Source organism: Ramlibacter sp., assembly GCF_029866045.1.
Lineage (GTDB): Bacteria > Pseudomonadota > Gammaproteobacteria > Burkholderiales > Burkholderiaceae_C > Ramlibacter.
In genome coordinates this window covers 1-24,308 of the sequence record NZ_JARXAB010000061.1, presented here as the reverse complement: position 1 = coordinate 24,308, position 24,308 = coordinate 1, and the positions used below count along the sequence as shown (strand labels likewise).

The 24,308-nt window shown below is 67.5% G+C and carries 23 protein-coding genes; 2 read left to right on the top strand and 21 right to left on the bottom strand.

Features of this window, described 5'->3' with window-relative positions; genetic code table 11:
• Positions 1-115: 115 nt before the first annotated feature.
• The gene (gene rsmA, locus QE494_RS07425) at positions 116-886 is read left to right on the top strand and encodes a 16S rRNA (adenine(1518)-N(6)/adenine(1519)-N(6))-dimethyltransferase RsmA (RefSeq protein ID WP_300042288.1); all 771 of its coding nucleotides are present in this window, start codon (positions 116-118) and stop codon (positions 884-886) included.
• Positions 887-913: 27 nt separating this feature from the next.
• On the opposite strand, the gene QE494_RS07420 is transcribed toward rsmA, so the two are convergent.
• From QE494_RS07420 to QE494_RS07365, 12 genes are all read right to left on the bottom strand, one after another.
• A complete protein-coding gene (locus tag QE494_RS07420) occupies positions 914-1,867 on the bottom strand; it encodes an NAD-dependent epimerase/dehydratase family protein (protein ID WP_300042287.1) in 954 nt (317 codons plus the stop codon).
• A complete protein-coding gene (locus QE494_RS07415; RefSeq protein ID WP_300042286.1) occupies positions 1,864-2,865 on the bottom strand; it encodes a fumarylacetoacetate hydrolase family protein in 1,002 nt (333 codons plus the stop codon). Before QE494_RS07415 ends, QE494_RS07420 begins: the two co-directional genes overlap by 4 nt.
• A 55-nt stretch (positions 2,866-2,920) precedes the next feature.
• Entirely contained in the window at positions 2,921-3,700 is a 780-nt protein-coding gene (locus tag QE494_RS07410; protein ID WP_300042285.1) for an SDR family NAD(P)-dependent oxidoreductase, read from the bottom strand.
• Positions 3,701-3,709: 9 nt separating this feature from the next.
• Positions 3,710-4,294: a cupin domain-containing protein gene (locus QE494_RS07405; RefSeq protein WP_300042284.1), complete on the bottom strand. Its 585-nt coding sequence runs from the start codon at positions 4,292-4,294 to the stop codon at positions 3,710-3,712.
• On the bottom strand, positions 4,295-5,122 hold the full coding sequence (locus QE494_RS07400; RefSeq protein ID WP_300042283.1) for a cyclase family protein: 828 nt from the start codon (positions 5,120-5,122) through the stop codon (positions 4,295-4,297).
• Between the two features lie 17 nt (positions 5,123-5,139).
• Positions 5,140-6,267 carry an FAD-dependent oxidoreductase gene (locus QE494_RS07395; protein WP_300042282.1) on the bottom strand — a complete coding sequence of 376 codons (1,128 nt, stop codon included), beginning with the start codon at positions 6,265-6,267 and terminating at the stop codon, positions 5,140-5,142.
• A 46-nt stretch (positions 6,268-6,313) separates the two neighbouring features.
• Entirely contained in the window at positions 6,314-6,691 is a 378-nt protein-coding gene (locus QE494_RS07390) for a Rieske 2Fe-2S domain-containing protein (RefSeq protein WP_300042281.1), read from the bottom strand.
• Positions 6,692-6,753: 62 nt separating this feature from the next.
• On the bottom strand, positions 6,754-7,707 hold the full coding sequence (locus QE494_RS07385; RefSeq protein WP_300042280.1) for a VOC family protein: 954 nt from the start codon (positions 7,705-7,707) through the stop codon (positions 6,754-6,756).
• A 52-nt stretch (positions 7,708-7,759) separates the two neighbouring features.
• Complete coding sequence (locus QE494_RS07380) at positions 7,760-8,917, bottom strand: S9 family peptidase (protein WP_300042279.1); 1,158 nt, start codon at positions 8,915-8,917, stop codon at positions 7,760-7,762.
• 38 nt (positions 8,918-8,955) lie between these two features.
• Positions 8,956-10,278, bottom strand: a complete 1,323-nt coding sequence (locus QE494_RS07375; protein ID WP_300042278.1) for a TRAP transporter large permease — start codon at positions 10,276-10,278, stop codon at positions 8,956-8,958.
• Positions 10,279-10,315: 37 nt separating this feature from the next.
• Entirely contained in the window at positions 10,316-10,861 is a 546-nt protein-coding gene (locus QE494_RS07370) for a TRAP transporter small permease subunit (RefSeq protein ID WP_300042277.1), read from the bottom strand.
• 2 nt (positions 10,862-10,863) lie between these two features.
• Positions 10,864-11,922: a C4-dicarboxylate TRAP transporter substrate-binding protein gene (locus QE494_RS07365; protein WP_300042276.1), complete on the bottom strand. Its 1,059-nt coding sequence runs from the start codon at positions 11,920-11,922 to the stop codon at positions 10,864-10,866.
• A gap of 128 nt (positions 11,923-12,050) precedes the next feature.
• On the opposite strand from QE494_RS07365, the gene QE494_RS07360 reads away from it, so the two are divergent.
• Positions 12,051-12,965 (top strand): LysR family transcriptional regulator, encoded by a 915-nt coding sequence (locus QE494_RS07360; protein ID WP_300042275.1) that lies wholly within the window; start codon positions 12,051-12,053, stop codon positions 12,963-12,965.
• A gap of 6 nt (positions 12,966-12,971) precedes the next feature.
• On the opposite strand, the gene QE494_RS07355 is transcribed toward QE494_RS07360, so the two are convergent.
• The 9 genes from QE494_RS07355 to QE494_RS07315 form a co-directional block, all read right to left on the bottom strand.
• Positions 12,972-13,208: a formate dehydrogenase subunit delta gene (locus QE494_RS07355; protein ID WP_300042274.1), complete on the bottom strand. Its 237-nt coding sequence runs from the start codon at positions 13,206-13,208 to the stop codon at positions 12,972-12,974.
• 19 nt (positions 13,209-13,227) lie between these two features.
• Entirely contained in the window at positions 13,228-14,043 is an 816-nt protein-coding gene (gene fdhD, locus QE494_RS07350; RefSeq protein WP_300042273.1) for a formate dehydrogenase accessory sulfurtransferase FdhD, read from the bottom strand.
• The gene (gene fdhF / locus QE494_RS07345) at positions 14,040-16,913 is read right to left on the bottom strand and encodes a formate dehydrogenase subunit alpha (RefSeq protein WP_300042272.1); all 2,874 of its coding nucleotides are present in this window, start codon (positions 16,911-16,913) and stop codon (positions 14,040-14,042) included. Before fdhF ends, fdhD begins: the two co-directional genes overlap by 4 nt.
• A gap of 25 nt (positions 16,914-16,938) precedes the next feature.
• Positions 16,939-18,525 (bottom strand): NADH-quinone oxidoreductase subunit NuoF, encoded by a 1,587-nt coding sequence (locus QE494_RS07340; protein WP_300042271.1) that lies wholly within the window; start codon positions 18,523-18,525, stop codon positions 16,939-16,941.
• The gene (locus tag QE494_RS07335; protein WP_300042270.1) at positions 18,522-19,058 is read right to left on the bottom strand and encodes a formate dehydrogenase subunit gamma; all 537 of its coding nucleotides are present in this window, start codon (positions 19,056-19,058) and stop codon (positions 18,522-18,524) included. Before QE494_RS07335 ends, QE494_RS07340 begins: the two co-directional genes overlap by 4 nt.
• A gap of 203 nt (positions 19,059-19,261) precedes the next feature.
• Positions 19,262-20,578, bottom strand: a complete 1,317-nt coding sequence (locus QE494_RS07330; protein ID WP_300042269.1) for a sulfatase — start codon at positions 20,576-20,578, stop codon at positions 19,262-19,264.
• A 14-nt stretch (positions 20,579-20,592) separates the two neighbouring features.
• A complete protein-coding gene (locus QE494_RS07325) occupies positions 20,593-21,567 on the bottom strand; it encodes a tripartite tricarboxylate transporter substrate binding protein (protein ID WP_300042268.1) in 975 nt (324 codons plus the stop codon).
• Positions 21,568-21,971: 404 nt separating this feature from the next.
• The gene (locus QE494_RS07320; RefSeq protein WP_300042267.1) at positions 21,972-22,400 is read right to left on the bottom strand and encodes a barstar family protein; all 429 of its coding nucleotides are present in this window, start codon (positions 22,398-22,400) and stop codon (positions 21,972-21,974) included.
• A 419-nt stretch (positions 22,401-22,819) separates the two neighbouring features.
• Positions 22,820-24,308, bottom strand: a 1,489-nt coding sequence (locus tag QE494_RS07315; protein WP_300042266.1) for a phosphate acyltransferase, incomplete at its 5' end; no start/stop codon positions are given.

Genomic DNA, 24,308 nt, shown 5'->3' with positions numbered 1-24,308 from the left:
CTGGACGAGGCCTATGCGCGCTGGGTCCAGGATGTGCGCGGTCGCGCCTTCGTGCAGCTGCGCGAGCCGCCCCAGTGAGACCGGCGCCCGTCTGTCCGGCTGCTGGCCGCCCGCCGTGAAGCATGTCGCGCGCAAGCGCTTCGGCCAGCATTTCCTGGCCGATAGCGCTGTCATTGACGGCATCGTCCGCGCGATCGACCCGCGCCCCGGACAGCCCATGGTCGAGATCGGTCCCGGCCTGGCCGCCCTGACCCAGCCCCTGGTTGAGCGCTTGGGTCGCCTGACGGTGATCGAGCTCGATCGCGACTTGGCAGCGCGCCTGCGTGGCCACCCGCAGCTCGATGTGGTCGAGTCCGATGTGCTCAAGGTGGATTTCGCCACCTTGCACGCGCGCCTGGGCGCGCCCCTGCGCATCGTGGGCAATTTGCCCTACAACATCTCGTCGCCCATCCTCTTCCATCTGCTGCCCGTCGCCGGCCTGGTGCAAGACCAGCACTTCATGCTGCAAAAGGAAGTGATCGACCGGATGGTCGCCACGCCCTCGACCGCGGCCTATGGCCGTCTGTCGGTGATGCTGCAGTGGCGCTACGAGATGGAGGACGTGCTCTTCGTCCCGCCGGAGGCCTTTGATCCACCGCCTCGGGTCGACAGCGCCGTGGTGCGCATGGTGCCGCGCTCCCAAGCCGCTGCGGTGGACCCAGACCGCCTGTCAACCTTGGTGCAGGTGGCATTCAGCCAGCGCCGCAAGTTGCTGCGCCATACCCTGGGCCGCTGGCTGGAGGCCGAGGGCGTGGGCCAGGACTTCGACCTGCAGCGCCGCGCCGAGGAGGTGCCGGTGGCCGAGTACCTCTCGCTGGCCCTCGCAGTCCGGCCCGCCGGCGCCTGAGCGCGCCGGGTCAAGCGCATCGCGGGCTCAGGGGCTCTCCCCGAGCACGGCACGCACCAGACCGTCAGCCGAGCCGTCATGACGCAGCCCCAGGGCCTCGGCCAGTGGCGTTGCCAGCGGCGGGTACTGGGCGAAGAGCCGGTCGACTTTCTCCTGGGGTCGACAGCTGACCAGCGCGGCCCGCTCCGGCCCGAAGCGGCGGGCCAGCGCGTCCACCACTGCCTGCATGCTCAGCCAGAGTGCGGGCATCAGCGCCACCCGGCGCGATCCCAGCGGGTCGGCGGGACCGAGGTCGGCCTCTGCGGCGGCCCGGAGGTTGCGCGCGCAGCGCTGCACCGAAATCCACCAGGCGCTGCCCTCGATTCGCACCGGCAGCTCGATCGCCTCGCCATCACGCAAGCGCCAGAAGAGCTGACTCATGAAGGCCGACATCAGGCCGGCGCCCTCGCCTGGGCGGGCCACCACACCAGGCAAGCGCAGCGAGCAGCCCTGCAGGCCGCCGCGCCGCACCGCGTCGGCCAGCAAGATCTCGCCCATCAGTTTGTGCGCGCCGTAGCTCAGCCCCGGGGCGGTGGGCGTGTGATCGTCCACCCGCTCGGGCAAGCGCTCACCGTAGACCGCCACCGAGCTTGCGTAGACCACCCGCGGCGGGGCCTCGGGCCGGTGCAGGGCCTCGAGCAGCGCCACGGTCGCGTCCAGGTTGATTTGTCGCCCGAGCAAGGGCTGGGCTTCGGCCGCGCCACCCGGCAGACTGGCCAGGTGAAAGACCACCTCGGGCGGCTCGCGCAGGGCCTCTGACAGCACCGCCGGGTCGGCGATATTCCCCGACACGCCGCGCCAGCGGGGGTCGGCGCACGCCGGTGGCCGCAGGTCGAGTCCCGTCAGTTGCGTCAGCGGCTGGCCGCCCAGGCCCTCGGCGAGCAGCTGCGCCACCAGGGCTTCGCCGATGAAGCCGCCTGCGCCGGTGACCAGCACCTTCATGGGCGCGTCCGGCCCGTGGCGCCTTGCACCACCGTCTGCTCGATCGCGCCGAAGGGGCCGTCCTGACCGTTTTCATGCCGGGCCTGCATCCGCACCCGGTCACCGAACGCCATGAAGGGCGTGCGCGGCTCCCCCAGGTCCAGCGTCTCGATGGCGCGGCGCTCAGCGATGCAAGAGGAGCCGACGCTGCGGTAGTCCGGGTTCGACACCGTGCCGGAGCCGATCACCGTGCCTGCCACCAGGTCGCGGCTGTAGGCGGCGTGGGCCACGAGCGCATCAAAACCAAAGCCCATCGCGCCGCCGTGTGCTGCGCCGAAGCGCTGGCCATTCCAATCCACCTCCAGCCGCATCTGCACCCGCGCATCACGCCAGCCGGCGCCAAGCTCGTCGGGCGTCACCGCGATCGGCGCCATGCTGCAGGCGGGCTTGGCCTGGATCCAGCCAAAGCCGGTCTTCATTTCTACCGGTGCAAGGCGGCGCAGCGACCAGTCGTTGATCAGCACCACCAGCCGAATGTGCGCGCGGGCCTCCGAGGCGGGCGTGCCCATGGGCACCGCGTCGGTGATCACGCCGAACTCGCCCTCGAAGTCGATGGCGTCGTCCGCGCTGGGCAGGGGCACCTCGGCGCCGGGCGCAATGAACTGGTTGGACAAGCCCTGGTACATCAGCGGCCGGCTCGGGTCGTTCTTTTTCTCGATCTTGAACACCACATCCATCAGGTCGCCGTGCGACTGGAAGGCCGAGCCGTCGAGCCACTGCCAGGCGCGTGGCAGCGGCGCCAGCGCATGGGCCGCGTCGAAGGGCTGGGCGTGCCCGCAGCGGCCAGCGTCCAGGGCCGCGGCGAGTTCGCGCAGTGCGGGCTCGGCCACTTGCCAGCGCTCGAGCGCGGCCTGCAGGCTAGGCGCGATGGCCTGGGCGCTGGCGCACTTCAGGCCGTCGGTGGAGAGGACGACCAGCTGGCCGTCCGGGGTGTTGTTGGCAAGGGTGGCGAGTTTCATGGGGCAGTGCTCGAAAGTTTCTTGGGGGCGCGACGGGGTGCTGGAATCCGCCGCTTCAGGAGCCGTCAGTGATCAGGGTGCCGCCGTCGACCACCAGTGTCTGGCCGGTGACGAAGGCGCCGCCGGGGCTGGCCAGGAACAGGGCTGCAGCCGCTACCTCATGGGGCTCGCCGGGCCGGCGCAGCGGGGTGTGTTGCATGCGCCGCGCCATAAATGCGGCGTCGGCCATCAGCTCGCGTCCGAGCTCTGTGCGGATGAAGCCAGGTGCAATCGCGTTGGCGCGTATGCCCTGCGGCCCGAGCTCCACCGCCAGGTTGCGCGCTAACTGGGACAGTGCCGCTTTGGTGAGCGCGTAGGGGCCCAGCCGGCCGTTGCCTCGCTGACCCGCGAGGCTGGACATCAGGATGAGGCTGCCACCACCCCGTGCCCGCAGCGCCGGCGCAGCCAGGCTGCACAACTCGACCACGCTGTCCAGATTGACTGCCATCACCCGGCGGTAGTCGCTCGACAGGCCGCCCGTGGAGCCAGCCATCGCGTCGGAGATGCCGGCATTGGCCACCACGATGTCCAGCCCGCCCTCGCGCGCCACCGTGTCCGCCACCAGCGCGCTTTGCGCCGCCGAGTCGGTCACGTCGCAGGCCTGGGCGTGAACCGCCAGTCCGGTGTCGCGCAGCCGCCGGGCCGCAGCCTCGCAGGCCGCGCCGTTTTCGCTGGCCAGGGTGACGCGGGCGCCAGCCTCGGCCATGGCCTGCGCAATCGCCAACCCCAGACCACGGTCACCGCCGGTGATCAGGGCCACCCGGTTCGAGAGGTCGAACAGCTCGCGTGCGCGCACTGGCGGGCTTCAGCGCTTGGCCAGCGCCTGCGCGATCTCGGGCGCGTAGGCGCCGTCGATCAAGATGAACAGCATCCGGCAGGGTCGTCCGCTTCGGTTGGCCCAGGCGTGGTTGGTGCCGCGCTGGATCACCACGCTGCCAGCTCGGAGCGGCACCTCGGAGTCGTCGAGCACCAGGGTCATCTCGCCTTCAATCACGATGCCGTAGTCCACCGACTCGGTGCGGTGCATCAGCGGGTGCGGTGAATGCGCCTTCACGGTGGAGGCGGCGGTGTCGCCGATCTGGCTGAAGGCGTCATGCATGCGGGCGGCGCCTTGTTGCAGGAAGTCTTCGGTGTCCGGCGGGATGTCGACGAAGCGCATGCGGGTGCCTTGCGTCGGCGGCTTGAGCTGCAGCGCACTCAGGCTCGGGTCGGCGCCGTTGTCCACGGTGACCGGAGATCCCTGGGTGCACCAGACCTCGTGGAAGACAGTGCCGGGAATCGCCGCGATCTCGGCCACATGCGGCAGCGGCCCGTGCGAGACGACCACCGCCTTGCCTTCGGCGTCATGGCCTGTGACGGTGCGGATGATGGGGGGAAACGAAGTGCTCATTCAGTTCTCGTCGAGGATGGCCACTGCCCGCGTCCAGCCGGCGGATGCGCCGCGGATCTTGTGCGGGAAGCAGCTGATGGTGAAGCCGTGCGGCGGCAGGGCCTCGAGGTTGTGGAGCTTCTCGAGATGGCAATAGCCAATGTCGCGTCCGGCCTTGTGACCCTCCCAGATGAGGCTCGTGTCGCCGGTCTCGACCACTTTCTTGGCGGTGTAGGCAAAGGGCGCGTCCCAGCTCCAGGCGTCGGTGCCGGTCAGGCGCACACCGCGCTCTAGCAGGTACATGGTGGCCTCGTAGCCCATGCCGCAGCCGGCCTGCACGAAGTCGTTGTGACCGTAGCGTGAGCCGGCGCGGGTATTGACCACCACGATGTCCAGGGGCTGCAACTCCCAGCCGATGCGGGCCAACTCGGCCTCCACATCAGCGGCTGTCGCCACGTAGCCGTCGGGAAAGTGCCGGAAGTCCAGCTTCACACCCGGCTGCAGGCACCAGTCCAGCGGGACCTGGTCGATGGTGATCGAGGGCCTGGCCCCGCCCAGCTTGGCGTCCTGCGTGGAGTGGAAATGCCAGGGTGCGTCCAGGTGGGTGCCGCTGTGGGTGGTGAGGGTGACCCACTCGGCCGCCGCGGCCTCGCCGTCGGGGTAGTCCGCAGCCTGGGTCCCCGGAATCATCTGCATGAATTCGGCGACCGTGTCCTTGTGCGTCTGGTAGGTGATCTTGGGCGCCAGGGGCGGCGGGTCTGAGAGCACCTCGTTTTCCAGGTAGATCGACAGGTCGATCAGCCGGCGCGCGGGGCGTGCAGGGCGGGAATGGCGGGTGACGGCGGTCATGCGCGGGTCGCTTCCCTTCAGATGGGTTGGGCCAGTGCCATGAGCGATTCACGCATGATCTGCCCGTGCTCGTCCTTGCTGCCGTTGGTCATTTCGATCTCCCCCAGGCGCAGGGAGTTTTCCACCACCATGCGGCAACGCTCCCAGCGCCGGTCCTGGAAGGCTTGCAGCGACTGCCCGAGCGACGCTCCGCTGCCGACGCAGTCGGCCAGCACCAGACCGTCTTCGATGCCGATGCAGGCGCCCGACGCCAGGTGGGGCGTGGTCGCATGCACCGCGTCGCCGATCAGGACGACCCGGCCCTTGTGCCAGGGCTGGGGCATGAGCAAGGCTTCGAGCGGGCGAAAGACGATGCTCGATTGCTCGCTGATCTGCTCGCGCAAGGCGCCCAAGAGCGGCGCACTGAAGTCCTCCAGCAGCGCGCGCATCAGGCGCGGGAAGTCCTTCGGATCGATCTGCTCGTTGACCGGGCGGTGCTCGGTGATGAACATGTACATCTGCTCGCGCGAGACCGGGTTGATGCCAGGCTTGGTCCGCGGCCCCATCCACATCATGGTGCAGCCGACCTCGGCCGGGCGCGACAGCACCGCCCGCCATACCGCCTGCCCGGTGTAGCGTGGCGTGGGCGCCTCGGGGAAGACGCGCTGGCGCACCTTCGAGTAGAGGCCGTCGGCGCCCACCACCAGGTCGTAGCGGCCGCTGCTGCCATCGGAAAACTGCACCGTGACGCCCTCTGCGTCTTGCGCCAGGCTCTCAAAGCCCACGCCCAGCCGAACCCGGGTGCCACTGGCGCGGGTGGCCTCGGAGAGGATGCGGGCCAGAGTGGGTCGCATGATGGCGCCGCTGCCCGGCACGTCAGGGCCCGCCAGGCGCGGCGTGGGCAACTCGCCAATGGGCTGGCCGTTGCCCAGGAACATCTTCACCCCGTCGGCGGCATTGCCCTCGCGCAGGAAGGCATCCAGAACGCCGAGCTGGCGAAAGGCGCGCAGCGTGGCGCCGCCCAGGCTGATGCCGGCGCCATAGGAGCGCCAGCCCGGGTCGATCTCGGCCAGCTCCACGTCGACGCCCTGCTTGCGCATCTCGATCGCTGCGGCCATACCGGAAAAGCCGCCGCCCACGATCAGGGTCTTGAGTTGTCGTGTCATGTCTTGTCTCCTTGTCTTTCGGGTGGGTTGTTCAGGGGGTGTCTGTTCAGTGGGTGGGCGCCGGTGCGGGCAGCGGTGGGCCGTCGCCCATATCGACCTGAATGCCGCCGGCATCGTCAACACGCATCGTGACCGGCCACAGGCTCTGCCCCAGGCAGGGCCCGAGCGTGCATGCGCCGCTCAAGGGGTGGAAGCGGGCCCCGTGCGCATGGCACATGAGCGCCTCGCCATCGCCTGAGAAATAGGCGTCGCGCCGCCAGGCCATGGGCCCGGTGCCCCAGTGCGGGCACCAGTCGTGCCAGGCGCGCAACTGACCCTGCCATCGCATCACGAAGACGTTAGGCCGCCCACGGCCCTGCGTGTCGAAGCCGCGGGCTTGGCCGTCGGCAATCGCCTCGCTGGAGCACAGGGTCTGCCAGGGCATGGGGGTCGCGTGGGGCTCGCGGGGCCGTCGTCAGTCGGGTGGTGCGTGTTTGCCGGACAGCGTCAATGCGCCGGCTTCGCTCCGGGCGGGGGCGGGCCGCCTGGCGCCCACTTCTCGCGGTGGGTAAACAGGAACAGCTGCGAAGCTTCCGCGCTCATGGGCACCGCGCGGGCCTGCCAGTGGTCGTCGTGCTGGTCCATGTCGGCGTCGTACTCGACATGGCAGCCCAGGGGGCTGTTGAAGTACCAGAACCAGTTGCTCCCCATCTTGTGCCGGCCCGGGCCCCAGAAGGACTCGTAGCCTTTGCCGGTGAACCGGTAGCCGGCCTGCAGCATGGCGGTCGGTCCAGCCATGTGGAAGGTGAAGTGCTCCACCCCCTTCATGAAGGGCGGTGTCTGGATCATGAACAGGGTGTGGTGGTCCTGGGTGCCCGCCGGGCGGAGAAAACCGCCTGCGCCCAGCAAGCGGTCGGTCTCGCGAAAGCCCAGGCGCTGGGTGTAGAAGGCGGCGGCCTTGGCCTCGTCGGGAACGAAATAGACCACGTGCGAGAGCGTGAGCGGCCGGGCGCTGGCGCCCTCGTCGACCGCCACCGCATTGATTGGCCGGCCCGGCGCCGCCCCGGGCGCGTTGAGGGTCTCGGCCGGGGTCCGCACCGGCCGGCGCACCGTGCGCTGAAAGCCCAGGACGAAGCCCATATCGTCCACCGTCTGCAGGCTGCCGTCGGCCAAGCGCTGGACTTCGCGGTCGCGGCCTAACTCCTTGGCGATCGCCTCCAGCGTCGCTGCGTCGGCCACGCCATAGGTGGTCTTGCGCAGCATGGAGGCAGTGCCCAGCCCCGCAGGCAGGGACGGGTCGTCCTTGGCGCGGATGACGACCGCCGTGCCGTCTTCGGCCTCGAAGCGGCCGCCCGCGGGTCCGACGTCGACAGGCGTCAGGCCGTAGTCGCTCAGGTACTGGGTGCAGGCGGCGACGTCGTCGACGCCGAACAGAAGTTCATCGGGTCCGATGATGTTCATGGGAAGACCTCTCTCGAGAAAAATTCAGGTGGTGCTTTGCAGGGTGCTTGGCTCAGCGGGTATGGCCGCCCAGCGCCTGTGCCACCCAGTCGGCGATGTAGTGGCCGGCGTTGATGCTGTTGTCGAAGCTCGAGTGCTGGCAGCCGCCCTCGCGCTCGGTGAACACCTTGAGCTCCCGCTTGGGGCTGTTGACCAATTGCTCGTAGGTGCGGTGCGCCCACTGCAGCGGAATCTGCGAGTCTTTCTCGCCATGGGTCACCAGGAAGGGCACGCGGATGCGGTCCAGAACCCCGTCCAGATGCACGTCCTCGGCGATGCGCATGAAGTCGTCGATGTCCTTGGCGCCCCAGACCCAGCACACGTGGGCCCAGTAGTGCGGCACTGGCAGGTTGCCCTCGCGTTGCAGGCGGCGCTTTTGCACGTCGCGCCAGTCGTGGTTGGCGCCCCAGGCCACGCCGCAGGCAAAGCGCGGTTCGAAGGCCACCGCCCGCGGGCTGTAGTAGCCGCCCAGGGACACGCCCTCCATGCCGATGCGCTTGGCATCCACCTCGGGCCGTGTCTCGAGCCAGTCGACCACGCGGCTGGCCCAGTGCTCGCTGTCAAAGCGGGCGGTGAGGCCATGCAGGCGCAGGGCTTCGCCGGTGCCGGGCTGGTCGACGATGAGCGAGGACACGCCGCGCTTGGCGAGCCAAGCGGGCAGGCCGACGCGGTACTTCATCTCCTTGGTGGAGTCCAGGCCGTTGACCTGCACCAGGATCGGCGCTGGCCCCTGCACGCCCTCGGCGCGCACATAAAGCGCTGAGAGCTCCTTGCCCTCGTAGGCAATGGTCACACGCTCGCAGTTTTCCTCGGAGAGTTGCAGCCCGCGCGCGAAGACCTCGAGAAAGCGCTGGTACAGCGCCATCCGTCCGGGTGCGCCATGGGCCTGCAGTCTTTCGCATGTCAGCAGGTAGGTGGCGGCGCGGTTGTACTTCTCGCCCGCCGAGATCAGCCGGCCGGCGGCCTCGTCCTCGGCGGCCAGTTCGCAGAGCTTGTCTGCCATCTGCGACCAGGTCTCGCGGAAGGCCTGCGTGCCGGCCGCGTCGGGTGCCTTGGCGGCCTCCTGCAGCGGGGCGCACATGGCCTCGATCTCGCCGATGCGCGCGCCCATTTCGATGGCCAGGTCGACCGAGAGGTTCCAAACGTAATTGGTGGGGAAGTACTTGAACACGAGGAGTTCCGGAAAAAGTGGATTGCGTGGGGAGGGGCCTACTTGAACCACAGCGCCAGCGGCGGCCAGACCACGATCAGGCCCACCACCACCAGGGCCGCAGCTGCAAAGGGCAGCGCTCCCCAGTAGATGTCGTTGAGGGAGATGCGGTGACCCAGTCCGTCGGCGTCTAGGGTGCTCTTGACGATGAAGGGACTGATGCCCAGCGGCGGTGTGATGATTCCGATCTCCACCGTGATCATGGTGATGATCCCCACCCACACCAGGTCGGCGCCCATGTCCTTGAACACCGGCGCGAACACCGGCACCGCGATCAGCACCGTGGACACGCTGTCTAGCGCAGTGCCCAACACCAGCACCACCAGGATGTAGACCAGCATGACCGACAGCAGGGTGAACTGGTGGGTGGTGATCCACTGGCTCATGTAGCTGGGCAGGCCTGAGATCGCGAGAAAGCGGGTAAACATCGCCGCCGAGGCGATGATCAGGACGATGGAGGCGGTCACGTAGCCGGTGTCGATCAGGATCTGCCAGAAGCTGCGCGGGGTGAGCGCCCGGCGCGCCAGCGCAATCAGGGTGGCTCCGGCCGCGCCGACGGCACCCGCCTCGGTGGCGGTGAACAGGCCGGCGTACATGCCGCCGAGCACCAGCAGCATCAGCAGCCCGATCGGCACCATCATCCGCAGCAGACGGGTGTGCGAGAGGTCACCCGACTCGCTGCGCACCGCTTGCGCCGCCGCCTTCATGCCCGGGTGACGGCCCGCCACCACCCAGATGGTGACCATGAAGGCCGCGCTCAGGATCACGCCCGGCACCAGGCCCGCGTTGTACATGTCGCCGATGGAGGTTTCGGTGATCACTGCGTAAATGATCATCAGCACCGAGGGCGGAATCAGCATGCCCAGCATCGCCGAGCCGGCCACGACGCCGACCGCCAGCCGCTCGGGGTAGCCCCGGCGCAGCATCTCCGGCACGGCCATGCGGGTGAACATCACCACCGCGGCGATCGACACGCCCGTCACCGCAGAAAAAATCGCGTTGCCCACCACGGTCGCTTGCCCGATGCCGCCGCGCAGGCGACCGAACATGCGCTCGGCCACGATGTAGCTGTCTCGGCCGATGCCAGCCGCCATCACCATGAAGCCCATGAGCACGAACAGTGGTGCGGTCCCGAACTCGTATTCGGTGACCGCATCGGTGGCGGTCTGCCCCAGCATCTGACCGGCCAGGGCCCAGTCGCCGCGAATCAGCGAGATCCCCACGAAGGACACCAGAAGCAGCGCCGTGGAGATGTGCATGCCCGCGTAAATGAGCAGCGTGAGCGCGGCGAATCCCGCCAGGCCGGTCTCGAGCGGACTCATGGGCGCCCCCCGAGCGGCAAGCCGATGCGCGCAGGCCTCATGACACCACCTTGTTGGCCGGGTCGACCTCGATGTAGCGGCGCCGTTGCCAGCCCGCCCGTGTGAAGCCGACCGTCATCACCGCGTATTGAAGGGCCATGACCGTGCAGCCGAAACAGATCACGCTGAAGATCGGCCACTTCGGAAAAGAAAACATCGCCGGCGTTCCGTAGTAGTCGCCGCTGTCGTAGGCAATCCGCAGGAGAGGCCAGACATAGCGACCCGTGAGCGCAAAGAGTCCGGCGCCCACCGCGTGATGGAGGGCCAGCAGCCATTGCTCGGCCCGCACCGAGCGCCTGCCCAGGCGCTCGACCAGCCCGTCCGCCGCGATCACCCGCCCTGCTGCCAGCGTGCTGGGAAACTGCAGGAACACCACGACTGCGATTGACATGGCCACCATTTCGGCGGTGCCCGTCAGCGGCCGCGAGAACAGGCCGCGTCCAATGACGTCGGCCAGCACCACGCCCATGATGAACAGCACCAGACAGGTGCCCAGGGCGTTCATGCCCCGGGTCAGTCCATCAAACAGGCGGGCGGGCGACACCCTCACTCCTTGTCCCAGTCGCGGGCGAACTTCACGCCATCGGCGCGCAATGCATCCATGTAGGCCTTGAGCACGTCACGAGCGGGCTGGCCGTTTTGCGCGATCCAGGCCTTGGCCGGGTTCTCGATGGCCTTGGCCCAGCGCTCCCGCTCGGCCTGTGACAGCGAGGAGATCTTGCCGCCGCCCGCCTTGTAGGCGGCTTCGGCGGCGGTGAGCGCAGCCTGCGTCTCGGCCACATAGCGCGCAGCGTAGGTATCGGAGGCGATGCGGACTGCCGCCTGGCCCTCAGGCCCGAGCTTGTCCCAGGTCTGCTTGTTCATCGACAGCGCGCCGGGGAATGTCGCGCCCAGGCCGGTCTGGATGTAGTTGGGCGCAACCTCGAACAGCTTGATTGGCGCGGCCGCGCTCAGGAATGTCAGCACCCCGCCGTACACGCCGGATTTGAGGTCGTTGTAGTAGGAGGGCAGGCCCGAGACCACGCCAGTGGCACCGGTCCCCTTGAGCCAGGACAGTGGCGCCGGCGAGCTGCCGATCTTCTTGCCGTTCATGTCCTCATAGCGACTCACCGGGAAGTTGGCAAACAGTCCGTAGTCGTCCACTGCCGTGCCAGCGAGGAAGACCTGGTTTTGCCGCTCCCAGGCGCCGCGCATCTGCGGGTTGTTGCGGTTCATCTCGTTCATCACCTTGACCACCGGTCGCAGGTCGGTCGGGCCGAAGGGCGCCATGAAGGTCACCTGCTGCAGCGGCATCTTGGCCGGGTGGAACACGATGCCGACGACGCCCATGTCGCACACGCCTTGCTGGATGGCTTCGAGCTCGCCGCCGATCTTGGCCAGGGTGCCGCCATAGGCCTCGTTCCATGTGATCTTGATCTTGTTGGTCTTGGCCAGTTCAGCATTGAGGGTCGGGATGAAGCTTTGGGTGATCAGCCTCACGAACGAGAACACCGGCGCCTGGCCGGAGCAGGCGGTGATCTTGATCTCCTGTTGGGCGAAGGCGCTGGACGCGCTTAGGACAGAGGCGATGACGGCCGCGGCGCGCAGGGTATGACGCAGTTTCATGAATGTCTCCTGGAGTGTTCTGGCATCGGGATAGTCCCGACGCTCCGGACTCTAGAAAGCCATTGCGCATTCGTAAAATGGAATAACTGAATTGGTCCCATTCAGCCCGCCAATATCAGGGAAAACCCGTGCGATTCAAACAACTCGATCTGAACCTGCTGGTGGCACTGGACGCCCTGCTCCAAGAGCGCAACATCAGCCGTGCCGCGGAGCGGGTTCACCTGAGCCAGCCGGCCATGAGCAACGCCCTGGGGCGCCTGCGTGAGTATTTCGGCGACGACCTGCTCATTCCCATGGGGCGGCAGATGGTGCTCACGGCGCGCGCCGAGTCCTTGCAGCAACCGGTGCGCGAGATCCTGCTGCGGGTGGACAGCGATGTGGTCGCCCCGGCGACTTTCGACCCCGCGACCTCGCTGCGCGCGTTTTCGATGCTGGTGTCCGACTTCACCACCACCGTGTTCATGCCCGCGCTGCTGCGTGCCCTGTACGCCCGCGCGCCTGGGGTGCAGATCAACCTCAAGCCCCAGGCCCGTACCCCGCACGAATTGCTGGAGGAGGGCGAGGCGGACTTCCTCATCATCCCGATGCAGTACGTCTCCAGCCTGCACCCTTGCGTGCCCCTCTTCGAAGACGACTACGTGGTAGTCAGTTGGGACGGTCACTCGACGGTGCGCGAGAGCCTGACCCGCGAGCAGTACCTGCAGGCGGGCCATGTGGTTTCCAGCTATGGCTCTGCCGGCAGCCGCAACCAGCCGGTGCTCGAAGGCTGGTTCCTCGAGCGCGAGGGCATCTCACGCCGGATCGAGGTCACCGCGGCCACCATGGCCGCATTGCCCAGCCTGGTGGTGGGGACGGATCGGCTCGCCACTGTGCACCGTCGTATTGCGCTGCACGCGCAGCAGCACCTGCCGGTTCGTGTCTGGCCCACGCCGATGAAGATTCCCCAGCTGGTGCAGATGCTGCAGTGGAACAAGCTGCGCGAGGCCGACCCCGGCCTGCGCTGGATCCGCGACCTGTGCCTGGAGATCGGGGCGCAGATCTGAGGCGGTTCAGGCGCCAGGCGCCAGCAGATCGGCGCGCAAGCGAGTCGCTGCGGCTCGTACCAGCGGGTGCAGGCCCGGAGCGCCGCCGGCGTCAATCTCCTCCACCAGCGCGGCGCGCATCGTTGGCGCCCAAAACTTGCGCAGGTGGTTGCACACCTCCTGCTGCGCCTCGGCCTCGGTGGGCATGGCCTCGAAGAAGCTGGCGATGCGGTTGGCCATCTTGACCAGATTGTCGCGGTCCATTGCTCGTTCCTTTTTTGCGTCAGAGCAGCCGCTCGCCAAAGGTGTAGGCGGTGAACTTGCCGGGGCGCACAAAGCCCAGCACGCAAAGATTGGCCTCGCGCGCGCAGTCCACGGCCAGCGACGTAGGCGCCGACACGGCCGCCAGCAGCCCTGCGCCCAGGGCGACCGACTTTTGCACCATTTCAAAGCTCGCCCGGCTGGTCACCAGCACGAACCCTTGGGTGACGGCTACTCCTTGCCGCACCAGCGTTCCCACCAATTTGTCCAGCGCGTTGTGCCGGCCGACGTCCTCGCGCAGGTGAAGCAACTGTCCCTCTAGATTCACCCACGCCGCTGCGTGCGTTGCGCCGGTGACCTGTTGAAGCGTCTGCCGCGCGGCCAGCTCGGCCTCGGCGCGCGCCACCGCCTCTGCGCGCACCTGCACCGGTTCGACGTGCGGCAAGCTGCGCCGGACCTGGGCCAGCGACTCGGCGCCGCACAGGCCGCAGCCGCTGCGCCCGGCCAGGGTGCGCCGGCGTTCCTTGAGCCGCCGCTCGCAGGCGGCCGATACCTCCATTTGCAGTTCGATGCCCGAGCCGGTCGGCACCACCTCGACACCGTACAACTCGGTGGGGCTGTCAAGAAGCCCCTCGGTGAGCGTGAAGCCCAGTGCGAAGTCCTCGAGGTCGGTGGGCGTGGCCATCATCACGGTATGGGCGATGCCATTGAACACCAGAGCGACCGCAGCCTCCTCGGCCAGCGCCTCGTCGCCCGGCGGGGACCAGTGACCGCTCCAGCGTCGGGCGGCCCAGGGGCTGGCGCCAGCGGGCAGGGCCGGCGTCTTGCCTGCGCTCACCGGCTGGCCTCACGGGCGCGCGGAATGCGACCGGCCAGCAGGGCCTGCTGCTCCTGGTCGAAGCGGGCATTTCGCTGTTGCCATTCCGAGGGCTCGCTGACCGGCACCACCTGCACCGCCGTGACCTTGTACTCCGGGCAGTTGGTGGCCCAGTCGGAGCTGTCCGTGGTGATCACGTTCGCCCCGGACTCGGGGAAGTGGAAGGTGGTGTAGACCACGCCGGGCTGCATACGCTCGCTCACGCGGGCGCGCAGCACGGTGCGGCCGGCGCGGCTCTCGATCCCGACCCAGTCGCCGTCACGGATGCCGCGCTGCTCGGCGTCGTGCGTGTGAAGGTCTAGCAGGTCCTCGGTGTGCCAAGTCGAATTGGCGGTCCGGCGCGTCTGCGCCCCGACGTTGTACTGCGAGAGCACCCGCCCGGTGGTGAGCAGCAGCGGGTAGCGCGGCGTCACCTTCTCGTCGCTGGCCACGTAGCGGGTGATGAAAAAGCGCCCGCGTCCGCGCACGAAACCCTGCACGTGCATGATCGGCGTCCCCGCTTCACCCGTACTCTCGTTGCAGGGCCACTGCACGCTGCCCAGACGGTCCAGCTTTTCATAGCTGACGCCGGCAAAGGTGGGCGTGAGCGCAGCGATCTCCGCCATGATCTGGCTGGGATGCTCGTAGTGCATCGGATACCCCAGCGCCTGGGCCAGTCGCTGGGTCACCTCCCAGTCGGCCAGGCCGGCGAGCGGTGGCATGGCCTGGCGCACGCGCGAGATGCGGCGCTCGGCGTTGGTGAAGGTGCCCTCTTTCTCGAGGAAGGAGCTGCCCGGAAGCAGCACATGCGCGCACTTGGCGGTCTCATTGAGGAAGATGTCCTGAACGATCACGCATTCCATCGCCGCCAGGGCGGCCGCCACATGCTGGGTGTCGGGGTCTGACTGTGCGATGTCTTCGCCCTGGCAGTACAGCCCCTTGAAGCCGCCGCCCAGCGCCGCCTCGAGCATGTTGGGGATACGCAGGCCCGGCTCGGGGCTGAGCGCCACGCCCCAAGCGGCTTCGAACTGGGCGCGGGTGATCGAGTCCGAGATATGCCGGTAGCCGGGCAACTCGTGGGGGAAGCTGCCCATGTCGCAACTGCCCTGCACATTGTTCTGCCCCCGCAGCGGGTTGATGCCTACGCCTTCTCGGCCGACCATACCGCAGACCATGGCCAGGTTGGCGATGCCCAGAACCATCGTCGAGCCCTGGGCGTGCTCGGTCACGCCCAGCCCGTAGTAGATCGCCGAGTTCGGGCCTCGGGCGTACAGCCGGGCCGCCTCGCGCACCTGCGCCGCGGGCACGCCGGTAACGCCTTCGGTCGCCTCCGGCGAGTTCTCTGGCTGCATGACCCAGTCGCGCCACGCCACGAAGCTCTTGTCGTCGCAACGGGCCTGCACGAAATCCGTCGCGGCCAGACCCTCGGCCATGACCACGTGGGCCATCGCAGTGATCAGGGCCACGTTGGTGCCGGGCTTGAGCGCCAGGTGGTGGTCCGCCTGCACATGGGGGGAGCGCACCAGATCGATGCGACGCGGGTCGGCCACGATCAGGCGGGCGCCCTGGCGCAGGCGCCGCTTCATGCGCGAGCCGAACACCGGGTGCGCGTCGGTCGGGTTGGCGCCGATGACGACGATCACATCGGCCTTCTCAACCGACTTGAAGGTCTGGGTGCCGGCCGAGGTTCCGAGCGACTGCCCGAGGCCGTAGCCTGTGGGCGAGTGGCAGACCCGCGCGCAGGTATCCACGTTGTTGGTGCCCAGTGCCGCCCGCACCAGCTTTTGCACCAGGTAGGTTTCCTCGTTGGTGCAGCGCGAAGAGGTGATGCCGCCCACCGCGTCTTTGCCATGCCGGGCCTGGATGGCCTGCAAGCGCTCAGCGGCGAACTTCAACGCCTCGTCCCAGCCCACCTCGCGCCAGGGGTCGGTGATCTTTTCGCGCACCATGGGGCTGGTGATGCGGTCGGTGTGCGTGGCATAGCCGAAGGCGAAGCGGCCCTTGACGCAGGAATGCCCCTCGTTGGCCTTGCCGTCCTTCCAGGGCGTCATGCGGACGACGGTGTTGCCCTTCATCTCCGCCTTGAAGCCGCAGCCCACACCGCAGTAGGCGCAGGTGGTGAGCACCGCGTGCTCGGGCTGGCCGAGTTCGATGACCGTCTTTTCCTGGAGGGAGGCCGTCGGGCAGGCCTGCACGCAGGCGCCGCAGGAGACGCATTCGCTGTCGATGAAGGGCTGATCCTGTCCTGCGGAGACATGGCTGTCGAAGCCCCGGCCTGCAATCGTCAGCGCGAAGGTGCCCTGGGTTTCCTCGCAGGCCCGCACGCAGCGCGAGCAGACGATGCACTTGGACGGGTCGAAGGTGAAGTAGGGGTTGGAGCTGTCCTGGGGCAGGTCACAGTGGTGCGCGCCGGCCTGTGGCCCGACCCCGTAGCGCACGTTGCGCAGGCCCACCACCCCTGCCTGGGTCTGCAGCTCGCAGTTGCCGTTGGCGCTGCAGGTCAGGCAGTCCAGGGGATGGTCGCTGATATAGAGCTCCATCACACCTCGCCGCAGTTCCTGCAGGCGGGGGGTCTGGGTGCGCACTACCATGCCGTTCTCGGCGGGCGTGGTGCAGGAGGCCGGGAAGCCCTTGCGTCCCTGAACCTCGACCAGGCACAGCCGGCAGGAGCCGAAGGGTTGCAGGCTGTCGGTGGCGCACAGCTTGGGCACCTGCACGCCCGCATGGACCGCCGCGCGCAGCAGCGAGGTGCCCTTGGGCACGCGTGCTGGGTAGCCGTCGATATCCAGGGTGACTTGTTCTTCCGTGACCGACGCGGGAGTTCCGAAGTCGATGTCTGTGGGTGTCAGCATCGCAGTGCCTTGCAGTGGGCGTTGTTCATGGGGCGGCTCCGGTGCCGGGTGCGGGCTGAACAGCCTCGTCCGGCGCGAGGCCGAAGTCGGAGCCGTAGTGATCCAGCGCGGACAGCACGGGGTAGGGCGTCATGCCGCCCATGGCGCAGAGGCTGCCATGGGTCATGGTGTCGCACAGGCTGCGCAGCAGGACGACCTGCTGCGCGCGGTTTTCGCCGCGGCGGATACGGTCGATCACCTCCACCCCGCGGGTGGACCCGATCCGGCAGGGCGTGCACTTGCCGCAGCTTTCGAGCGCGCAAAAGTCCATCGCGTAGCGCGCAAGCTCGGCCATGTCAGCGGTGTCGTCATGCACCACCACACCGCCATGGCCTAACACCGCGCCCATGGCTGCATAGGCCTCGTAGTCGAGTGGCACGTCCCAGCGGTTCTCGGGCACATAGGCGCCCAGTGGGCCGCCCACCTGAATGGCCTTGACCGGGCGCCCGCTGCGGGTTCCGCCGCCGAAGCCGAAGACCAGCTCGCGCAGCGTCAGCCCGAAGGCTTTTTCAACCAGACCGCCGAAGCGCACATTGCCCGCCAGCTGGAAGGGCAGCGTCCCCTGCGAGCGGCCGACGCCGTAGTCCCTGTAATGGGCGGCCCCCTTGGCCAGGATCAGCGGAACGCTGGCCAGCGTGATCACGTTGTTCACAATGGTCGGCTGCCCGAACAGGCCCTGCACCGCTGGCAGCGGCGGCTTGGCGCGCACGATGCCGCGCTTGCCTTCCAGGCTTTCGAGCAGCGCCGTCTCCTCACCGCAGACATAGGACCCGGCCGCCACCCGCACGTCGAGCGTGAAGGTGTGCCCACTGCCGGCCACATCGGGGCCGAGCCAGCCGGCCTCGGTCGCGCGCTCGATCGCCTCGCGCAGGGCGGCAATGGCGTGCGGGTATTCGCTGCGGACATAGACCAGGCCCTGGGTCGCGCCCACGGCCAGGCCGGCGATCGCCATCCCCTCGATCAGCAAATAAGGGTCGCCCTCCATGACCATGCGGTCGGAGTAGGTGCCCGAGTCTCCTTCGTCGGCGTTGCACACCACATACTTCTGCGCGCCGGGGGCTGCCGCCACCGTCTGCCATTTGATGCCCGCCGGAAAGGCCGCCCCGCCCCGACCCCGCAGCCCGGACTCGGTGACCTGTTGCACGATCTGCGGCCCGCTTATTGCCAGGGCGCGACGCAACCCTGCCCAGCCCCCGTGGGCCTCATAGTCGGCCAGGGAGAGCGGCTCGGTCACTCCAACACGCGCGAAAGTGAGGCGCTCCTGCCGTGCGAGGAAGGGGATGCGTTCGGTGGGGCCCAGGCACAGCGAATGCTGCGCCCCCTGCAGGAAGCCGGCGTCAAACAACCCGGCCACATCGCCTGCCGTCACCGGCCCATAGGCCATACGGCCCTGCTCGGTCTCGACCTCCACCAGGGGCTCCAGCCAGAACAGCCCACGCGATCCGTTGCGTACCAACTGCACCGTTTGCCCGCGCGCCTGTGCTTCGGTTTCGATGGCTGCCGCGACAGCGTCCGCCCCCAAGGCGAGCGCGCCGCTGTCGCAGGGAACAAAAACGCGGATGGCCCTTGTCATTGGCCCTCCACCTGGCGCAAAAGACCGCCCAGCATGCGGCCATCGACCCGGGCATGCACCTGGTCGTCCAGGCGCAGCGCTGGCGAGGCGGCGCACAGCCCGAGGCAGTACACCGGCTCCAGGGTCACCTGGCCATTGGCGCTGGTTTGGTGGGCGTCGCAGCCCAGAGCGGTCCGGGCCTGCTCCCACAGCGCGTCGCCGCCACAGGCCTTGCACGACTCCGCCCGGCAGATTTGCAGCACATGCTGCCCAGGGCGCTCGGCGCGGAAGTGGTGGTAGTAGGAAATCACCCCGTGCACCTCGGCTTGTGACAGGTTCATGGCCTCGGCGACCAGCGGCACCACCTCACGCGGCACCCAGCCCAGGGCATCCTGGAAGCCGTGCAGCATCGGGAGCAGTCCGCCCGGCGTGTGGCGATGCTGCTCGATGATGGCCGAGTACTGTGGCGGGATCGCCGCCGCGTTTCGCGACCCGCTGCCGCCTGCGCCCCTGCCGCCACCCCTGTTACTGATCGGGGGATCCGATTGCTTCATGCTGCCTCTGGCTCCTGGATACCGGGACCGCCGGTCCCGCTTCAGATGCGCAGCCTACCTCAGATGGCTCTCCCTGGCCGCAGGCCGGGACCAGAGGCCAGCGCAAGTGGCTCCGCCAGCGGATTTTCTGAGCGGCCGCTTTAGTCGATCAGCCGCTGATGTCGCCCGGAAGCCGCCCGGAAGACCCCCGCGCGGTCAGGCCCTTAGTGGGGGATGTCCTGCTTCGTGTACGGGAGTCGGGTCTGCGCCTCTTCAGGGATCGGCGGCAGCTGTGCATTCCAGGCTTCCCAGCGCGCCCGCAGATCAGCCAGGCGCTCGGGGTAGCGTCGAGCGACGTTCGCGCGTTCGCGCGCATCGGCGTTGAGGTCGAACAGGTAGTCGATGCCATCGACCTGCAAGTACTTCCAGCCCTCGTGGACCAGGGCCCGCTGGCTGCGGTGCTTCATGCGCCAGGCCATGGTCCCGGGACGTTCCCACGCGGGGTCCTGCAGGCCAGGGCGCAGGTCCACGCCGTCGAGCGGGTGGCTGTCGGGTGTAGGCACGCCCGCTGCCGCCAGCATCGTGGCTGTCCAGTCCATGGTCAGGTTGGGCATCGTACTCACCTGGCCTTGGGCGAGCTGCGCCGGCCAGCGCGCGATCACCGGCACCCGGATACCGCCCTCGAGCAAGTCCATCTTCTGGCCCGAGAAGGGCCAGTTGTTCGAGAAGCGCTCGCCGCCGTTGTCGCTGGTGAACACGACCAAGGTGTTGTGGTCCAGGCCCTTTCGCGCCAATGCGTCGAGCACCCAGCCGATCCCCTCGTCCATGTGGTGAATCATGCGGTGGTAGGTCGCGATCGATCCCCCATCCGTGTGAACGCCGTTGTTGGCGGTGCGCGCCGACTCGGACTCATCGTCCCGGGTCAGCCAAGGCCAGTGGGGCGCGCTGTAGTGCAGGCTTAGCAGGAAGGGCGCATCGCCATCCTGGCGTTCGATGAAATCCACCGCCCGCTGGCTCAGCAGGTCCGTGAGATAGCCGGGCACCTCGACGGCGGTCTCGTTTTCCCACAGGTCCTTGCCACCCCGAGGCCCGGTGTGGGCAAAGTAATCAGCGCCGCCAGCGTGAAAGCCGAAAAATTCCTGGTAGCCCGACAGCCGCGGACCGAAATGCGGTGGATACCCCAGGTGCCACTTGCCCACGAGCGCGGTGCGATAGCCGGCGCCGGCCAGCAAAGAGGGCAGGGTCGGGTGTGAGGGTGGTATGCCCAGCACCTTGTCGCCGTGGGCGTTGGCGATCGGCTCCTCGGCGGCGCCGCGCAGCCGGTATTGCCAGCGCCCGGTGATGAGCGCAAAGCGGGTGGGCGAGCACACCGCGGAATTGCTGTAGCCGTGGGTGAACCGCACCCCCTCGGCGGCCATCCGGTCCAGCCGCGGCGAGACGTTGGCTGGCCTGTTATCGGCGTCACGCGCGCCAGCGCACCCCAGGTCGGCGTAACCCAGATCGTCGGCCAGGATGAAGATGAAATTAGGACGGGCGGTCATCGAATGGGTGGGTGTCAGTCAATGCTGAGGCTCAGGCGCTTGGCGACTCTTTCCCACCGTTGGGCGGCCTTGTTGATCTCTGCCTGCGCTACCTCGGGGTTGGAGCCTACCAAAATGGTGTTGTTGGCGGCCATTGCCTCGCGCACTTCCGGCGTCCGGATCACCTCGTCCAGGGCCTTGCCGAACTTGTCCTGGATGGCCTTGGGCAGGCCACGAGGGGCGAACATCGCAAGCCAGAAGTTGCCTTCGAAATTGGGCATCCCGACCTCTTTCATGGTGGGGATGTCCGGTGCCGAGGGAATGCGCGACAGGCTGGTGGTGGCGATCCCGACCAGTCCCTTGGACTTGACATGCTCGACGACGGCTGCGGTCACGATGAAGGTGCAGTCCACCTGACCGCTCAGCACATCCTGTACCGCGGGCGCGGGCCCCTTGTAGGGGATGTGCGTGATCTGGATGCCCAGTTCGGTGAGCAGCATCTCCATGGTCATATGACCGTTGGACCCCGCCCCAGCGCTCGAGTAGGTGATCGGCCGTGACTTGGCGATGCGCACCAGGTCCTGAAGCGAATTCGCGCCCACCTTGGGGTGACACGCCAGCAACTGGTTGAGGCTGGCGATCAGGTTGAAGGCCGCGACATCCTGGCGGTTGAAGCCCAGGCTCTTGTAGACGAAGGGGTTGATGGTGAGGGAGTTCTCTGCAGCCAGCATCCAGGTGTAGCCATCGGCCGGTGAGCGCGCCAGATCGGCCGTACCCAGGTTGCCGGCTGCGCCAGGCTTGTAGTCCACCACGACCGGCTGGCCCAGGCGCTGGCTCAGGCCCTGGGCAATGCCCCGGATCACCCGCTCGGGTCCGCCGCCCGGGGGCTGCGGCGCAATCATGCGGATGGGTTTGGTGGGCCACTCCTGGGCGGCCGCATGCAGGGATGTCACCGCCAGCAGGGCGGCCATGGCGAGGCGGGCGCCCGCCGCGAGAAGTGATGTGCGCATCCTTGTCTCCTTGCTTGTGGATCGGAGGCGGGTGTCAAGTCCCCAACCTCGTTGATCGACGCCGATCATGGTGCGCGAGACGAATTCGCACCAACTCAAATTATCGATTTGAGCTATTGATGGCGTGAATGCACAGGCCGACCCATTCGCTGCAGATCTTGGCCGAGCACCCAAGAAAAAGCCCGGCAGTGCCGGGCTTTTCTCGCGCAGGGTGGGGGTGCTTTCAGCTCAGGCTGCGCTCAGCCAATACCCGGCGTTGAAAGGGCTGCTCATTCGCAGCGCCAGGGGAGACACGTCCACCAGTTTGTCGGTGGGCATCTTTTCCCCGTTGTCGGCGAGCGGTGCTTGTGCTTCGCCTTGGGCCTCATTCGCCCGTTCTGCTTGGCCGGTGGGTGCAGAACGGGCTACAGAAAAGAATAGAAACATCGGAAGGGTACCTTCCGGTCCGACCAGTAGTCGGCGGTGTCGCGGAAGATGTCCAGGAGCTGCTCGCGCGCTTCCTTGTCGAACTTCACATGAGCCGGAATCTGCTCGAGCACCACCACGAAACCAGGCTGGGGGCCAGACTTGTGGACCGGGTCGGTCATGCAGTCGTACAGGGCGTCGAAGTTCTTGCCCACATGGGTGGGAAGAATGAACTGCTGGGCGATCAGGTCGAGCACATCCTGTTTGCTCTGGGCCTGGGCCAGGTTGGCATAAAGGAAGTGGTGTCCGAGTGCGGTCGCCGCATCCTGCAGGTCCTGCACCCGGTAGGCACGGATCGACTGCACGATGTTGCTGCGCACGCCCTTGAGGGGCGTCTCGCTGTCTGGGGGGCGAAGGGATGGATCCATCTCCGCGTCTCTTTCCATGGTCAAAAACAGATCCCGCTTCATCGGGCAATACTCCACAAATGATCAAGAACTGGCACTTACTGGCTCTTGGCGCCCGTGTTCTCCCGTAATTGCGTCCCCCCGCTCACACCCCTTGCCGCTTTGTCTGCTAGTAGGCGCAAACTTGTCACGCTAGGGCATTGACACTGACGCGCGTCAGGGGCGAAAAATGGGGGGCTTGCCGGGGGCAGACCGTCAGGATGGAACCGGAGAGGCGCCGCAGCCCGGGGTTTACCCGGACGCTTCAAGGCGAGAGTGTGACGGATACCTTGCTGAAAGGCAAGCTCCTGCCCAAAATTTGGGCATCACCGGAGGCCTTTGCCGGACGCGGCCGCTACGAAATAAGTTAGTACACGCTGCCGCCGAGGAGCCTTTGAATGTCAGCGGCTGGCGTTCGCGTCTGCCACCGTCAAGGCCGTCATGTTGACGATGCGTCGGACGGTGGCGCTTGCGGTCAGGATATGGACCGGCTTGGCTGAGCCCAGCAGCACCGGGCCTACGGCGATGTTGCCGCCGGCTGCTGTCTTCAGCAGGTTGTAGGCAATGTTAGCCGCGTCGATGTTGGGAAACACCAGCAGGTTGGCGTCGCCCTGCAAGGTGCTTTCGGGCATGACCTGCTGCCGGGCGGCAGCGTCCAGGGCCACGTCGCCATGCATTTCGCCGTCAACTTCCAGCCACGGCGCAGTGCGCTGCAGCAATTCCAGTACCTCGCGCATCTTGAGCGCACTCGGGTGGCTGCTGCTGCCGAAATTGGAGTGGGAGAGCAGCGCCGCCTTGGGTTTGATACCAAAGCGCAGCATTTCCTCGGCCGCCATCTGGGTGATCTCGGCCAGTTGCTCGGCGCTGGGGTCGTAGTTGAAGTGGGTGTCGACCAGGAAGACCTGACGCCCGGGCAGCAGCAGCCCGTTCATCGCGGCATAGGTGTTGACCCCAGGTCGGCGTCCCAGCACCTGGTCGATGTACTGCAGGTGCATCGCGGGCACGCCCCAGGTGCCGCAGATCAGGCCATCGGCCTCGCCCTTGTGCACCATCATGGCGCCGATCAGGGACAGGCGCCGGCGCATTTCAATCTTGGCGATCTGCACCGTGACGCCCTTGCGCTCGGTCATGCGGTGGTAGGTTTGCCAGAAGTCGCGGTAGCGGTCGTCCTGCTCCACATTGACCACGTCGTAGTTGACGCCAGCGCGCAGGCGCAGGCCGAACTTTTCGATGCGCTGGGCGATGACGTCCGGCCGGCCAATCAGGATGGGCCGGGCCAGCCCCTCGTCCACCACGATCTGGGCCGCGCGCAGCACCCGCTCTTCTTCGCCCTCGCTGTAGGCCACGCGCTTCTTGCGGGCCCGCTTGGCGGCATCCATGATGGGCTTCATCATGCTGCCAGAGGCGTAAACAAAGCTCTGCAGCTTCTCGCGGTAGGCGTCCATGTCCTTGATCGGGCGCGAGGCCACGCCGCTGGCAACGGCCGCCTCGGCCACCGCCGGCGCGATCTTCATCATCAGCCGCGGGTCAAAAGGCTTGGGGATCAGGTACTCGGGGCCAAAAGCCAGTTCCTCGCCGGCGTAGGCCGCGGCCACCACCTCGCTTTGCTCGGCTTGCGCCAGGTCGGCAATCGCATGCACGGCCGCGATTTCCATTTCGGTGGTGATGGTGGTCGCGCCGGAGTCGAGCGCGCCGCGGAAGATGTAGGGGAAGCACAGGACGTTATTGACCTGGTTCGGGTAGTCGGTACGGCCGGTGGCCAAAATGGCGTCGGGGCGTACCGCCTTGGCCTCGGCCGGCAGGATTTCTGGGTTCGGGTTGGCCAGGGCCAGGATCAGCGGGTCCTGGGCCATGGTCTTGACCATCTCGGCTTTGAGCACACCGCCGGCC